This is a genomic window from Pirellula sp. SH-Sr6A (assembly GCF_001610875.1).
Classification (GTDB): domain Bacteria; phylum Planctomycetota; class Planctomycetia; order Pirellulales; family Pirellulaceae; genus JBKCUI01.
Window position 1 is genome coordinate 996,482 of record NZ_CP011272.1, and the last position, 13,982, is coordinate 1,010,463.

Consider the following 13,982-nt stretch of genomic DNA (forward strand, 5'->3'; position numbering starts at 1 on the left):
TAGCGAAACGGGGTAGAATCGCGAAGGTGAACTAGATTTAGTAGGATCGCGACGGGACAATGCCTACATAAAGCGGCTTGACCCCGACTCGGTCGATTCCCCCTTTCAATGCGGTCGCTTCCTCTCCAAACCCTCGTGCCGGCATGATCTATTTGGACAACAACGCGACCAGCTTTTTGGCCCCCGCCATCGCGGAGCGGATGCGCGTCCTATCCTTGGAGAGGATTGCCAATCCCAGCAGCCAGCATGCGGCCGGTAGGCGGGCTCGATCGCTCGTCGAAGCGGCTCGCGATCGAATCCTCGCAGGATTAGGCGCTCGGACGGCTGGGATGGGAGCAGACCAACTGCTCTTCACCAGCGGAGGAACAGAAGCCAATAACCTTGCATTGTTCGGGTTGAGCGAGCTTCGCCCCGGTCGGATCCTCGTCTCCGCCATCGAGCACCCGAGCGTCTTGGGGGCGGCCGATCGCCTGCGACAGCTTGGACGGAGCACCGAAACGATCCCAGTAACCAGGGAAGGTCTCGTCGATTTGGAGGCGCTCCGCCGAATGCTGACGGCCGATTCTTCATCTCCCGTGTCCGTGGTATCGGTGATGGCCGCGAACAACGAAACCGGCGTCCTCCAACCTATCGAATCCGTCGCTGCGCTGTGCCAAGAGCATCGAGTTTTGTTCCATTGCGATGCCGTGCAAATGCTCGGCAAGGTCCCCATCTGCTTTGAAGCCTGGAAGGCAGATGCGATGACCGTCACCGCTCACAAGATCCATGGCCCGGTCGGAATCGGGGGCTTGATCCTGCGGCACGGAATCCAAATCGCACCTCAAATGTTCGGTGGATTTCAGCAATTGGGGCTTCGCCCAGGTACCGAAGCTCCCATCCTATGCGATGCGTTTGCGGCGACAGTCGAAGAGGCTCTCAGCGTGGGCGCTCGCGCGGAAAAGTTGAGCATGCTTCGAGATCGGTTGGAGGCTGGTATCGTTCGAAGCATCGAGGAGTCCGTCGTGGTGGGGCGCGAGGCAAAACGATTGCCTCACACGTTGAGCGTTTCGTTTCCCGGAGTGGATCGCCAGGCCTTGCAAGTGGCTCTCGATCTCAAAGGAATCGCATGCAGCACCGGCTCCGCCTGCGCGAGCGGATCGAGCCAACCATCGCATGTCCTGCAAGCCATGCACCTTCCTGATCAGGTTGTCAAAGGAGGTATTCGATTCAGCGTTTCCACGGAGAATACCAAAGCGGAAATCGACCGTACCATCGAAGTTCTCGTGGATGTTGTCGCATCGCTTCGGAAACAGACCACCGCGAAGTGGAGATTTGGCGCGTAAACGATCAGGCTCGCGTGGGCGAACAAAACGCGACCAATTGTTCAGCAAACCAATCAGGCGACTCCATCGGAGTCAAGTGAGCACTGTGGGGATCGATTCGATACGGAGCCCCATCGATCCGAGATGCGATGCGCTGCAAAGCATCGGGAGGTGTGATCGGGTCTTCCTGCCCTGCGATGCAAAGAACGGGGCACGGCCAGCGGGAAAGTTCCTCCATCGAATCGGGGCGATTGGCCATCGCCATCAGTGCCCAAGCGACCGTAGACGGACGGGTGGAAAACATCATTCCTCGAATGGATTCCACCAAATCGGGGCGCGTTGCAAAACTACGAGACGACAGAAGTTTTTGCAACATCGGCGCAACGGTTGGTTCTGTCCCTTCGCGAAGTGCCTTCGAAGCGGTTTCTCGCCGGATTTTCTGAGCCTCTGCATCGTCGGCGTTCCCGCGAGTATTGGTCAGAACGACACGTTCGACTTGGTCGCCAAACATCGCCATATAGCGCATGGCGACGTAGCCTCCCATGGAAAGTCCGCAAACGATCGGTGCGGTTTCCGCGGCGATCCGTTGCACGAGAGCGTGCGCGTCGCTTGCCAAGTCCGCCAGCTCGAAGCCGAATCGCTCCTCGGCGGATTCGCCGAACCCCCGGAGATCGGGAGCGATACAGAGAAATCGGTCTTGGATGCGTTCGATGAGCGGGATCCACATTCGGCTATCGAGCGGGTAGCCATGAAGCAAAAGGATCGGCGTGCCTCCCCCTGCGATTCGAACTCGAAGGCGTCGGCACGCGCCAGAGGAAGAAGAAATGTCCATCCATTCGTCGTGTATCATCGCAAGCGGTTCCCGGGTTCGAGCGTTCAAAAAAGTGGTCGGAAATGAGTTTTCTTTTCCGCTGTTCGTTCCCCCGGATTATACTCCCAGTAGTCTTCTCGTCTTCGAGACGCGGTCGCTCGCCGCTGTGCAAACTTTTCCCCATCCGTCCAGGACTCGATCAAGCGTGAAATCGATGGTTTTTCGTTGCTTTTTGTTAGTGGCGATGGTCGCAACCGCCTGGATGCACGCAACCGCCTCCGCTCAGGAAGTTCTCGCCTCCGTCCCAAAGCCACTTCCCCCCCGGAAACTGGCCGAAGGGGTTATGACGGTTGTTCCGCCGGATGAGAATGCCACCGACACAATCGCAGGAACATTCGACCTGGACTTCGTCGAAAAGCACCCGGAGTTGGCTTGGACGGCCCCCGAGTTTCCTGAGAACAAGCCCTTCTTCGCATCGGCCGCCGAAACACTTCTCGAGAAATCTCGAAACATCACCTTCCGGCACGACGTTTGGTACCTGGAGTTTTCGTTCAAGCCGGTTCGCGTCATCCTCGTCGATATTCCCGGCGCCAATGGCGTCCTGCAACGCAAAGTAGCTTGGTACATGGTCTACTCCGTCCGATATCCAGGTCGCGATTTGCGGGCCGATATGGATGAGAGCAGCGAAATCCCTGGGTCCCCTGCCACGGTCAAATCGCAGGCCGTCCGCTTTCTGCCTCGCTTCACGCTGGTGAGCAAGGAACGGAATTTCGCCATGGACGCTCAAATCCTTCCCACTGCAAAAGCAGCCATCGAGACCAAAGAGCGAGTGGGCAAGCCATTGCTTGATCACATCCAGATGGCGCAGCAGGAAATCAAGCAGTCCGATTCCCCAGACGACGCCGTGTGGGGTGTGGCAATATGGACCGACATTGACCCTCGCGTCGACTTTTTTGCAGTGGACGTTCGCGGTTTGTCGAATGCCTTCAAAATGAAGACAGATTCCAGCGGAGAGATGCGTTATGAGCGAAAGACGCTCCGTATCTACCACTGGCGTGCGGGAGATGGAATCGAAGAGTACAAGGACTTGATTCGCCTTGGGATTCCTGCGTTCGAAGACCCTGCCCGTCTCGAGTACCATTTGAAGCAGTTCAATCTCGAAGAACGGCTTGATTACCAGTGGATCTACCGCTAAAATCCCCACCCCGCGCAACATGGAATGCGTTGTCGGCACACTTTTTTTTGATTGAAGATTAGGTAGATCGATGGCACACAAAAAAGGTCAGGGCTCCACTCGCAACGGTCGCGACTCGAACGCCCAACGTCGTGGAGTGAAGAAGTTTGGTGGAGAAAAGGTGTTTCCAGGCAACATCTTGATCCGCCAGGTAGGTACGAAGTGGCACCCCGGCCGAAATGTAAGCATGGGGAATGACTTCACGATTTTTTCCTTGATCGAAGGAAATGTTTACTTCGACCAAGAAGGACGCCGCATCAACGTCCAACCTGCTGTCGCTTCCTAGTTTTTCCGCGTCGATTTCAACTGGCTTGTTTCGTTTCCGATCACCAGCAGGTTCCGATCACCAGCAGGGTGGCGGAGCGAATGCTCCCCCTGCGGGATGCCGCCTTGCCGGATAGAAATATCGACCTAGCAGCGCGATGCGTTGAACAACCACAGCAATACGACGAGCAATTCGCTCGTCGTATTTCGTTTTGGGGAGCAACCCCAGGCAATTCTTCTTAAGGTTGAAATCCATGTTCGTGGATCGAGTCGAAGTCGAGGTGATCGCAGGCCGAGGGGGCAATGGCTGCATGGCGTTCCGCCGCGAGAAACATGTGCCTCGAGGCGGCCCCTACGGCGGAGACGGCGGGGACGGCGGGAGTGTCGTCATCCGAGCACGCTCCGGCGTCAACTCGCTCGTGGAATTCGCGCACCAGCGCCATTGGCGTGCGGAAAATGGTGCCCCAGGACTCGGCGCCAATTGCCACGGTCGCAACGGCCAAGATTTGATCCTCGCCGTCCCACCTGGAACGGTAATCATTGACAAAGCCTCGGGAATCATCATCCGCGATTTGGTCAACGACGGAGACGAGATCATTGCCGCTCGCGGCGGCCGCGGCGGTTGGGGAAATACCCACTTCAAATCCTCCACCAATCAAGCTCCCCGCGAAACGACCGACGGCGGCCAAGGGGAGGTGCGACGAATCATCTTGGAGCTCAAATCGATTGCCGACGTTGGTTTGATCGGCAAGCCCAACGCGGGAAAGAGCACCATGCTCAGCCGCCTCTCCCGCGCCCGTCCGGAAATCGCGGACTATCCGTTTACGACCAAGTTCCCGAATTTGGGGATGGTTTCCGTCGACATCGAACGAACGTTCGTCATGGCCGACATCCCGGGCTTGATCGAAGGGGCAGCCCAAGGTCACGGCCTGGGACACGATTTTCTGCGACACATTATGCGCGCTGGAATTTTAGTCCATCTCGTCGAACCGATGCCCATGGACCAAACCGACCCGATCGAGAACTACTTGGCCATTCGCAAGGAACTTGAGGAATACAGCGAGGAGTTGGCGGCTCGTCCCGAGATCATTGTCGTTACCAAATCGGAACTGCCAGGCTCGGACGAAGTGCAGGCCAAGCTGAAGGAGACGACAGGGCGAGACGATGTACTGCTCGTCAGCGCCGTGACTGGGAGCGGTCTAAATATCTTGGTTTCACGCGTCGCCGATCTTCTCGCTAGCCAGAAGCTCCTCGCGAAATGATTCTCGTCGACATCGGCAACAGCGGGGTTCGCGCTCTGCGATGTTCAGACCGGGGCGATTGGGATCTTTCAAATGTGGTTCGGCTCTCCTGGCCCGCGAACTTGAACACACGCCACAAGTCGACGCCACAGCAACAGTCCGCTCCCAACCAATTGTGGTGTGACTCCACTGATCTGTCCGCGTTCAGATGGCTGGTGGAACACATCGATGCACCGTGCGAGTCGACTTGGTACATTTCTTCGGTGCATCAAGGTGCATTCTCGTTGCTCCGCGATGCGGCAATGACCATTTGCTCGTCCGCTGAATTGCGAGTCATCACGCACCGCGATGTACCTATGGAACTCGATGTCGAGCATCCCGATCGCACGGGAATCGATCGTATTTTGTCGTCATGGGAAGGTTGGACACGCGCCAATGATGGGAAGGCGTCCGATGTCACCCCAACTCGAAGTGTCATCGTCGCCCAAGCAGGGACGGCATTGACAGTCGATGCTGTTTCGAGAGACGGCGTCTTCCGGGGCGGGGCGATACTCCCTGGGCTAGGGCTTTCTCTCCAGTTCCTGGCAGCTGGGACGGACCAATTGCCGTGGATCGGCAATCACTTGGTTACCAAGTCTCCGACATTACCGGGTCGAAACACGTTAGAGGCCATCGCAGCGGGTGTGCATGCATCGTTGGTGGGGGGCGCGCGCCACTTGGTTCAAGCCTATCGCTCTCAACCCGAGTGGCGGGATGCCACGGTGATGATCACCGGAGGGGATGGCAATCTATTGGTTCCCTACGTCGAGCCGCCTGTCGTTTATCAAGAGCATCTAGTGCTCCGCGGTCTCCATCGCATCGCCACGGGTCGTACGCCATGAATCCGGAAGACTTCCGACCTCCCTGGTTTTTGAGAAGCGGCCATCTCCAAACGCTGCTTACAGGCTTTTACAAACCGAAAGCGAGTCTTGCCGCACCTATCGTCCACCGATTATCGATCGATCCTTGGGGGGAGTTGCTGGCATACGAGAATACGCCGGTTTCCACACTTGCCCCTCGCAATGATGCCGTATTTCTCTTTCATGGTCTCGGGTCATCGCATCGCGGAACCTACATGACTCATTTGACGGATCAATTGCTCCAAATGGGGTTTCGGGTCTTCCGATTCGATCTACCTGGAGCAGGGGATTCGTTTGAGGTTACACCACTTCCCCCTCACGGCGCCTGTGCGGGACTCTTGTGGTCGGGAATCCAGCAACTTTCGGAACGGCTCGCGATCTCCAATTGGCGAGGCGTCGGCGTCTCACTCGGGGGGAACCTGTTGTTACGAATGCTGATCGACCATGCGTCGGAGTTATGCGATCCGAACGGCACTCGCGTCAAAATTGTCAAAGCGATCGCCGTGGCTCCACCCATCGACTTGGCTGCCTGCTGCGAGCACATGGAGACGGGTGTTAATCGGATTTACGCGAAGTATTTTCTGCGATCACTCAAAGTGCAGAGCAAGATCCGAGCAGCGCGATGGCCCGAGTGGGAAGCTCGCTTTCGAACGGCGGACTTTCGTTCGATCCGAAGGTTCGACGAGTCCGTTACCGCTCCCCTTGCAGGCTTCCCTAGCGCAAACGCTTATTATGAAGCGGGTTCGACCAAGCCGGAGCTGAGCCAGATTCGAACTCGGACCGTGGTGCTACTCGATGCTCACGATCCAATTGTTCCCTATAGAATATTTCAAGATGCAAAGTGGTCTGGTTCGACCACCGTGCGCGTGACCCGCCGTGGAGGCCATGTCGGCTATCTACATCGAAAGCGCAACCCAGGAAATCCCTCGCGGATCGAACGCTGGGCCGATGGATGGATCGCAAAGGAATTGGCGACCGACGAACAATCCTAAACATGGAACTTGTCCGAGAACCGCTGGCTCGCTTTGTTACGAGTAGTGGCATCCTGGGTTGTCCTGATCACCCCGTTAACTGATCACCCCGTTAACTGATCACCCCGTTAACTGATCACCCCGTTAACTGATCACCCCGTCGCAGTACAGATTCAGGGCAAAACCACCATCGGATTCGCTTCCGTTTCGAGAGCCCGGTTCCGGCTAAAGCCTGGAGAGGCGGAGCACACTCAGCAAGAAACTGGACGCCGCGAACTGCGCTGCCATCGCGATCAATCCCACTCCCGGGATCACTCGCCGCATAGTAGTCGCGTAGTCGAGTGGACCGAAATCGGACCGGTACCATTCCAAAGCGGTCCACCCCACGAGCGCGATACCGCATAAAGCCATCACCCCAGCGACGAGGAGTAAGCGTTCTAAATGGGAAGACTTGTCCCTCTCTTCTTGTTCCTCCAAGGACGCACGGCCTTCCGATGCGGGTAAGATCCCTTCGCTGATTGCGAACGATTTGGCGAGAACGCCACACCAAATCCATTGCGAACCGACCAAGATCGCTAGGACTCCGACGAGGAGGGTATGCACATCGAACGCAATCCCGATCCATCGAATCTGAGGAAGCGCCAGTGCTCCCAACAGCACTCCGACAAGAACCATGGAGATGCCAGGAAAGAAAAAGGTCCAGCGGGGGCAAAGCAAGAGAAAGAATCGAAGCGTACGCCAGCCATCGCGGAACGTTCGCAGATGGGAGCGTTGGTGAATGCGGCCATCCGGATGAAGCGTCACAGGGACCTGTTCCACGCGGCCCCCAAACAATGCGGACTTGATAATCATCTCAGTCGCAAACTCCATTCCCGTGCATCGCTGTTCAAGTCCTTGTTGCCAGGTCTTTCGAAAGGCTCGAAGACCGCAATAGACATCCTGGATTCTGGTCTTGAACATCCATTGGACCAGCTTGGTGAGAAGTGGGTTTCCCAGCCAACGGTGGAGCGGAGGCATAGCACCCCGCATCACCGTACCTCCACCAGAGGGAAGTCTGCATCCCTGCACCAAATCCGCACCCGCGGCTAATTTCTCATAGAAAATGGGAAGAGTAGTGAAGTCGTAACTGTCGTCTGCATCCCCCATCAACACAAACTGCCCCCGAGCCTCCGCAATGCCCCCCATCAACGCGGCGCCGTATCCACGACGCTTCACGTGAATGACTCTCGCGCCTGCACCCAAGGCCAATTCGATCGACCCATCAGTGCTTCCGTTATCCGCGACAACAACCTCTCCGCGGATGCCATACTCTCGCATCGTGCGCAGCGACTTTTCGACACAGGTTGCAACCGTGTCGGCTTCGTTCAAGCAAGGCATGACGATCGAGAGTTCCAGCAAACGATCGCGATCGGGTCCGTCGTTGGAATCTGTCATGAAGGTTGCCGTTCATTCTCCAATTATATTTGGTACACTTTGGCGAGGTTCGTGCTCCCATAAAGGTTCTATCGAAGCCTGCAAATCGCCACCACCGGGTTATTCACGCCGGGTCGCACCAAGTTCTACCCCCAACACTCCACCTAGGAAAGTAACGCTATGAGTTCGGGAGATGGATCCTCGACTTCTTTTGAAACCATGCGAGGACGGGACTATCCAACGATCCGTCAGTTTACGGTCTTCCTCGAAAACCGCGTCGGGCAATTGCTCGAAGTCGTAAGACGATTTGAAGGAACGGGTATTCGCATCGTCGCCTTGTCGATCAGCGACTCGGCCGAGTGTGCTTTTGTAAGGTTCTTGGTGAGCCATCCGGAGCGGGGGAGGGAGATTTTGGAACGGGCTGGACTCGCCATCATCGAATCGGATCTGATCGGGGTCGAACTACCCGAGGGAGGACAACCCCTTTTGCAGATTTGCTCAGCGCTCCTGCAAGCCGAAATCAACATCATTCAGGCTTATCCGCTCATCTTCCGCCCTCATGGCGAACCCGCGGTTGCCATTATGGTCGACAACACCGAACAAGCCTTGGAAACCTTGGCAAGAAAAGGTTTCCGCATGATCACCGAAGGGGATCTGCTGGATAGTATGGGGTAAGTGAAACCAAACCCTTTCTGACTCCCCTAGGTGCTTGATGACGCAGCATGTGCATGATTGTTCGAAGAAGATCATCGCGAATATCGAGAAAGCGATCGTAGGTAAACGGAAGCAATTGGTACTGTCGCTGGTTTCTTGGTTTTCCGGCGGGCATATCCTCCTCGAAGACGTTCCCGGTGTCGCCAAGACGATGCTCGCGCGAGCTCTCGCCGCAAGCGTTGGAGGCGAATTCAAACGGGTTCAATGCACGCCCGATTTGCTGCCGAGCGATATCACCGGCGCATCGATCTTCAATCAGAAAACGGGAGATTTCGAGTTTCGAAAGGGTCCGCTTTTCACCAATATTCTTCTGGCGGATGAAATCAACCGCACCACCCCGCGTGCCCAATCGAGCCTGCTAGAGGCCATGGCCGAATCGAGTGTTACCGTCGATGGTGTAACCTATCGACTCCCTAACCCGTTCTTGGTCATCGCAACGCAAAACCCAATCGATCACGAAGGAACTTTCCCCCTCCCCGAAGCGCAGCTCGATCGATTCTTTATGAAGTTCTCCCTCGGCTACCCCTCCATGGAGGAAGAGCTGCGCATGCTTCAGCTCCTGGAGAAATCGTCCCCGATTCAATCCCTTTCGCACGTTGTATCCGCCGCTGACGTCGTGCAGGCTCAGGAGGATGTCAAACAAGTCTACGTGGATCCCAAGGTACGGCAGTACCTAGTGCAGATCGTTCACGAAACTCGTTCGCATGAAGAACTGGCCCTGGGGGGCGGACCTCGGGCGAGCATCGCACTGTTTCGCGCTTCGCAAGCCATGGCTGCTATTCGCGGCCGAACCTATGTCCAACCCGACGACATCAAAAAAGTTATCGCCCCCGTCCTCGCCCATCGACTCATCCTCAAACCAGAGTCTCGATTGCGACGGCGCACGAGCGAAATCATCCTCGACCAACTCGTCGCGGAAATCGCTGTTCCGACACTCGAAGAAGGACGCAGCTAACGCTTCCCAAACGGACTGTTCCTCCCCCCATCAGCGCTCGCACCGAGGCCAGAGGTCGGGATATGTTCGCTGCCTTCAGTGGGGTTGAATTCTCCCTAGGATGAGAACTGGAGTTTTCCGCGTAGGAAAAAAACTCTTTTAGACCGCAGTAAATCTTCACACGAAAATCTCATTTTCCCGGGTGGGTACTTGTAATTTGGTTTTGAGAATAGTTTGATAGAAAGAAGGCAATGTTGCCTAATTCAACTGCAAGTCTGATTTCTTTGGAAAGGAGGATTTTCGCAGATGGCATCCGTGACGCAGAATTCGGAGTCCGACGAGGATTTCGAATTCGAGGAGCGGAGAGTCCGACGGATACGGAAGGGGATGCCCCTTCATCGAATCGCTGACGTTCGCCAACAGCAAGGCGTGTCGCTACGAACGGTTTCTCGCCGCACTGGCATCGATGTTTCTGTTCTCAAACAACAGGAACTCCCCAGTTGCGATATGAAGCTAAGCGACCTTTATCTGTGGCAGCAAGCGCTCGATGTGCCCATTCAAAACTTGCTCCAAGACCACGATGATGAGTTGTCCGATGAGACTCAAACTCGTGCGTCCATGGTCAAGCTGATGAAGACGGTGGTCGCATTATCCGAGGTTTCTTCTTCGCCCCGTGTTGCTCGACTAGTGATGATGCTTCGTGAGCAACTGGTCGGAATGATGCCTGAGTTGGAAACGATTGGGGGTTGGCCCAGCTACGGCACTCGTCGCAGTGCAGATCAAGTTGGAAAGATAGCAGAGAACCCAATCGACCTTTACAACTTGGGTATCGATTGACGGGACGTTCTATTTGTTTCCAGCAGCCATAATTCATTATTTTTTGGATACTTCGAAACAATATGTCCTCATCAAGGCCAGCTCTCGAGCTGGCCTTTTTATTTGAAGTCCCTCGAACGCAAGTCGACATTCCCCACGACGGATTGAAGATCTTCGATCCTTGCCACCAATACGTGAATGACTCCCTCTCGGTTCTCAAGCACGCCGTGAACGAGCCAAGCATTCGACTGCTTACACAGCAAGTAGTGCTCCTGCCATACCTCCGGTTTAAGCACCAAATTGATCGAACCGGTCTCGTCCTCCATCGTGACGAACGTGATCCCCTTGGCCGTTCCAGGTCGTTGACGCAATAAGATCAAACCTGCTACACGAACGAACCGACCGTGACGAGTCGTTTGCAGTTCGACGGCGGTCGTTACACGTTTCGCTTGAAGCCGAGAACGAAAGAACTGCATGGGATGGCCCTTGAGAGACAAACCTGTTCTTAAGTAGTCAGCGTAGACTTCCTCTAAAGGACTCATAGGACGCAACGCGTCGGGAATCTCCTCGTCGCGATCCACATCCGCATGCGCGAAGAGAGGCGTTTCGTGATTGGACTTTTCTCGCGACAAGGACTGCCAATAAGCGGCCCTTCGATCGCCCGACAAGGATTCGAGGGCACCCGCGTCAGCGAGGAGGCTAATCGTCGCTTGCGATAGCTTGGTTCGTCCCACCAACTGGGCTTGGTCCTGAAACCGACCTCGATTCGTCCGATCCGTAAGGATGGACTCGGCGTCGATTTGCTTCAACGAACGTAGGGTTCTCAACCCCAGTCGCAACGCTCGTTTCGGGAATTCGCTTTCTGCCCCTAAACTTTGCGAAGGTCGCAACTCCAGCGTGCAGTCCCAATCGCTATGGTTTACATCAGCACCCAGGACTTCAACTCCATGGCGAATGGCGTCTTGCACGAGTTGGGCTGGTGCGTAAAACCCTAACGGTTGGCTGTTGAGCATCGCACAGCAAAAGACTTCCGGGTAATGATGCTTGATCCAGCAAGACGCATACACGAGCAATGCAAAGCTGGCCGCATGCGATTCGGGAAACCCATACTCCCCAAATCCACGCAGCTGATTGAACACTCGTTCTGCGAAGACTTCATCGAGACCTTGCGCACGCATTCCATCGATAAGCTTCTTGCGAAAGTTATCGATGACACCGGGACGTCTCCAAGCGGCCATCGCACGGCGCAATTGATCCGCCTCCCCAGGAGTGAAGCCCGCCGCGACGACTGCCAAGCGCATCGCCTGCTCTTGAAAAATGGGCACGCCCATCGTCTTTCGAAGAACTGCCGCGATCCCCTCCGACGGGTATTCGGGCTGAATGCCTGTTCTCCTCGCCGTCAGATAAGGATGGACCATTTGGCCTTGAATTGGCCCGGGCCGCACGATAGCCACTTCGATCACCAAGTCGTAAAAGCAACGAGGACGAAGCCGGGGCAACATGCTCATTTGAGCACGGCTCTCAATCTGAAAAACTCCCAATGTATCGGCATCGCATATCATGTCGTAGACGGTAGGATCCTCAGGTGGAATCGTGGCTAAACTCAGCGAATGCCCATAGTGGACTTGTATCAAATCCAAACTTCGGTGAATGGCCGAGAGCATCCCCAATGCCAAGCAATCGACCTTGAGGATGCCCAACTCGTCGAGATCGTCCTTGTCCCATTGAATGATGGTCCGGTCGGGCATGGCGGCATTCTCAATCGGACAGAGCTCGCACAATACTCCGGAGGTCATGACCATGCCGCCAGTGTGCTGAGAGAGATGACGAGGAAAACCCAATATCGATTGAACCAAGTACTGAAATCGTTTGCCGATGTCGGACTCCGGATCGACCCCCGCAGTCATGCATCGATCGGAGAAGCTGGTTTCCGCCCCGCGTCCCTCGACAATCTTGGCGAGCCGGTCGATGCAATCGAGCGATAGACCGATCGCTTTCCCGCAATCGCGGATCGCCGAGCGCGTTCGATAGGTCGTCACCGCTGCCGTCATTCCCGCTCGATCACGCCCGTACTTCTGGTAGACATATTGAATCACTTCTTCCCGCCGCTGATGCTCGAAATCGATGTCGATATCGGGGGCTTCATTCCGCTCTCTGCTAATAAAACGTTCAAAGAGCAGATCGTATCGGGAGGGATCTACACTGGTCACTCCGAGGCAATAACAAACGGCGCTGTTAGCAGCCGATCCTCGACCTTGGCAAAGAATGTTGCGCGATCGTGCGAAACGAACCAAGTCCCACACGGTCAAAAAATAAGGTTCGTACTTCAAATCTTCGATGATATCGAACTCATAACGAAGCATCTTAATGATTTTCTCGGGCACTCCCTCCGGGTAGCGCTGCTTGGCTCCTCGCCATGCCAAGCGTTTGAGATACTCGATCGGCGTCAGCCCCTCCGGTGCCACTTCAAGCGGATACTCATACCTCAATTGATCCAGTCGAAATTCAATGCGCGACGCCACCTCCAGCGTGTTCTCCAATGCTTGAGGACAATCCCGATAAAGATGATGAAGCTCCGGTAGGGTTCGCAGGGTCCTTTGGGCATTGCTGGGGCGACTCGCGGCAACCGCATCCACCGTGGTACCCGTAGCGATTGCAGTCAAACAGTCTTGCAGGATCATCCGCTCGGGAATGTGATAGAGAACATCTCCCGTCGCGAGCAAGGGGACCGAAAGGGTCGCCGATTGTCGCACTAATCTCTCCAAAATCGCAGCGTCGTCGCCCCCTCGATGCAGCGGGCAAGCGAGGTAGAGTCGATCTTGAAACAGATCCCTCGCAGCTCTCAAATGCTCAGACCATTGGCGGGCACCGGGTTGAGATCGCACACCGGACGCTTGGTCTACTTCGAGCACTCGCTCCATTCCGGAAGCTCGGCCCACCGGAGGCACGCGGGGAAGAATCGCGACAAGATTGTTTGCGGCGATCATCTGCAAATCGTTCCATGCGATCTCGCATTCCCCTTTAGCAGCTCTTCCGCATCCGGCCGTGATCAAACGACACAGGGAACCATATCCGGCTCTATTCTGCGGCCAAACCACGAATGGAGGGGCATCGATGGGGTGGATTTCGCATCCGACGTAGAACGGAATCCCTGCACCGCGAGCCGCTGTGAAGCCCCGCACGACTCCCGCCAAGGAATTACGGTCGGTGATCGCAATCCCACCATAGCCCAGCGCGGCGGATTGCTCGACCAGTTCATGAGGATGCGAAGCACCCTCTAAGAAAGAGAAATTCGATTTGGTGTGAAGCTCCACATAGGTCTGCATGTTGACAACATATCAAACCTAGGCAACACCGAAAAGTTAAGCGATCGCGTTTTGCAAA

Annotated in this window: 12 protein-coding genes; 9 read left to right on the forward strand and 3 right to left on the reverse strand. The window is 55.7% G+C overall.

Annotated features, from left to right (window positions below; translation table 11 throughout):
* The first annotated feature begins 143 nt into the window (after positions 1 to 143).
* On the forward strand, positions 144 to 1,322 hold the full coding sequence (locus VN12_RS03650; RefSeq protein ID WP_146675556.1) for a cysteine desulfurase family protein: 1,179 nt from the start codon (positions 144 to 146) through the stop codon (positions 1,320 to 1,322).
* A gap of 4 nt (positions 1,323 to 1,326) precedes the next feature.
* Here the strand turns inward: VN12_RS03650 and VN12_RS03655 are convergent, their stop codons facing one another.
* A complete protein-coding gene (locus tag VN12_RS03655) occupies positions 1,327 to 2,151 on the reverse strand; it encodes an alpha/beta fold hydrolase (RefSeq protein ID WP_146675557.1) in 825 nt (274 codons plus the stop codon).
* Between the two features lie 175 nt (positions 2,152 to 2,326).
* On the opposite strand from VN12_RS03655, the gene VN12_RS03660 reads away from it, so the two are divergent.
* The 5 genes from VN12_RS03660 to VN12_RS03680 all read left to right on the forward strand — a co-directional run bounded on the left by VN12_RS03660 (position 2,327) and on the right by VN12_RS03680 (position 6,742).
* The gene (locus VN12_RS03660; protein ID WP_146675558.1) at positions 2,327 to 3,307 is read left to right on the forward strand and encodes a hypothetical protein; all 981 of its coding nucleotides are present in this window, start codon (positions 2,327 to 2,329) and stop codon (positions 3,305 to 3,307) included.
* A 70-nt stretch (positions 3,308 to 3,377) separates the two neighbouring features.
* Positions 3,378 to 3,632 (forward strand): 50S ribosomal protein L27, encoded by a 255-nt coding sequence (rpmA, locus tag VN12_RS03665; protein ID WP_146675559.1) that lies wholly within the window; start codon positions 3,378 to 3,380, stop codon positions 3,630 to 3,632.
* A 232-nt stretch (positions 3,633 to 3,864) separates the two neighbouring features.
* Positions 3,865 to 4,872: a GTPase ObgE gene (obgE, locus tag VN12_RS03670; protein ID WP_146675560.1), complete on the forward strand. Its 1,008-nt coding sequence runs from the start codon at positions 3,865 to 3,867 to the stop codon at positions 4,870 to 4,872.
* The gene (locus VN12_RS03675) at positions 4,869 to 5,732 is read left to right on the forward strand and encodes a type III pantothenate kinase (RefSeq protein WP_146675561.1); all 864 of its coding nucleotides are present in this window, start codon (positions 4,869 to 4,871) and stop codon (positions 5,730 to 5,732) included. The genes obgE and VN12_RS03675 overlap by 4 nt, the downstream gene beginning before the upstream one ends.
* Positions 5,729 to 6,742 carry a YheT family hydrolase gene (locus VN12_RS03680; RefSeq protein WP_146675562.1) on the forward strand — a complete coding sequence of 338 codons (1,014 nt, stop codon included), beginning with the start codon at positions 5,729 to 5,731 and terminating at the stop codon, positions 6,740 to 6,742. The genes VN12_RS03675 and VN12_RS03680 overlap by 4 nt, the downstream gene beginning before the upstream one ends.
* 204 nt (positions 6,743 to 6,946) lie before the next feature.
* On the opposite strand, the gene VN12_RS03685 is transcribed toward VN12_RS03680, so the two are convergent.
* A complete protein-coding gene (locus tag VN12_RS03685) occupies positions 6,947 to 8,155 on the reverse strand; it encodes a glycosyltransferase family 2 protein (protein ID WP_146675563.1) in 1,209 nt (402 codons plus the stop codon).
* Between the two features lie 159 nt (positions 8,156 to 8,314).
* Between VN12_RS03685 and VN12_RS03690 the strand changes: the two genes are divergently transcribed.
* The 3 genes from VN12_RS03690 (at position 8,315) to VN12_RS03700 (ending at position 10,619) form a co-directional block, all read left to right on the forward strand.
* Positions 8,315 to 8,809, forward strand: a complete 495-nt coding sequence (locus VN12_RS03690) for an acetolactate synthase (RefSeq protein ID WP_146675564.1) — start codon at positions 8,315 to 8,317, stop codon at positions 8,807 to 8,809.
* Between the two features lie 37 nt (positions 8,810 to 8,846).
* Positions 8,847 to 9,803: an AAA family ATPase gene (locus VN12_RS03695; protein WP_146675565.1), complete on the forward strand. Its 957-nt coding sequence runs from the start codon at positions 8,847 to 8,849 to the stop codon at positions 9,801 to 9,803.
* A gap of 285 nt (positions 9,804 to 10,088) precedes the next feature.
* On the forward strand, positions 10,089 to 10,619 hold the full coding sequence (locus tag VN12_RS03700; RefSeq protein WP_146675566.1) for a helix-turn-helix transcriptional regulator: 531 nt from the start codon (positions 10,089 to 10,091) through the stop codon (positions 10,617 to 10,619).
* Between the two features lie 98 nt (positions 10,620 to 10,717).
* Here VN12_RS03700 and VN12_RS03705 read toward each other — a convergent pair whose 3' ends face one another.
* Positions 10,718 to 13,924 carry an error-prone DNA polymerase gene (locus tag VN12_RS03705; RefSeq protein ID WP_146675567.1) on the reverse strand — a complete coding sequence of 1,069 codons (3,207 nt, stop codon included), beginning with the start codon at positions 13,922 to 13,924 and terminating at the stop codon, positions 10,718 to 10,720.
* Positions 13,925 to 13,982: the final 58 nt, after the last annotated feature.

What these genes read in the sequence shown, in the direction of transcription:
- VN12_RS03650 (WP_146675556.1), top strand. Translation starts at nt 144, where the DNA reads ATGATCTATTTGGACAACAACGCGACCAGCTTTTTGGCCCCCGCCATC.
- VN12_RS03655 (WP_146675557.1), bottom strand. Translation starts at nt 2,151, where the DNA reads ATGATACACGACGAATGGATGGACATTTCTTCTTCCTCTGGCGCGTGC.
- VN12_RS03660 (WP_146675558.1), top strand. Translation starts at nt 2,327, where the DNA reads ATGGTTTTTCGTTGCTTTTTGTTAGTGGCGATGGTCGCAACCGCCTGG.
- rpmA (WP_146675559.1), top strand. Translation starts at nt 3,378, where the DNA reads ATGGCACACAAAAAAGGTCAGGGCTCCACTCGCAACGGTCGCGACTCG.
- obgE (WP_146675560.1), top strand. Translation starts at nt 3,865, where the DNA reads ATGTTCGTGGATCGAGTCGAAGTCGAGGTGATCGCAGGCCGAGGGGGC.
- VN12_RS03675 (WP_146675561.1), top strand. Translation starts at nt 4,869, where the DNA reads ATGATTCTCGTCGACATCGGCAACAGCGGGGTTCGCGCTCTGCGATGT.
- VN12_RS03680 (WP_146675562.1), top strand. Translation starts at nt 5,729, where the DNA reads ATGAATCCGGAAGACTTCCGACCTCCCTGGTTTTTGAGAAGCGGCCAT.
- VN12_RS03685 (WP_146675563.1), bottom strand. Translation starts at nt 8,155, where the DNA reads ATGACAGATTCCAACGACGGACCCGATCGCGATCGTTTGCTGGAACTC.
- VN12_RS03690 (WP_146675564.1), top strand. Translation starts at nt 8,315, where the DNA reads ATGAGTTCGGGAGATGGATCCTCGACTTCTTTTGAAACCATGCGAGGA.
- VN12_RS03695 (WP_146675565.1), top strand. Translation starts at nt 8,847, where the DNA reads ATGACGCAGCATGTGCATGATTGTTCGAAGAAGATCATCGCGAATATC.
- VN12_RS03700 (WP_146675566.1), top strand. Translation starts at nt 10,089, where the DNA reads ATGGCATCCGTGACGCAGAATTCGGAGTCCGACGAGGATTTCGAATTC.
- VN12_RS03705 (WP_146675567.1), bottom strand. Translation starts at nt 13,924, where the DNA reads ATGCAGACCTATGTGGAGCTTCACACCAAATCGAATTTCTCTTTCTTA.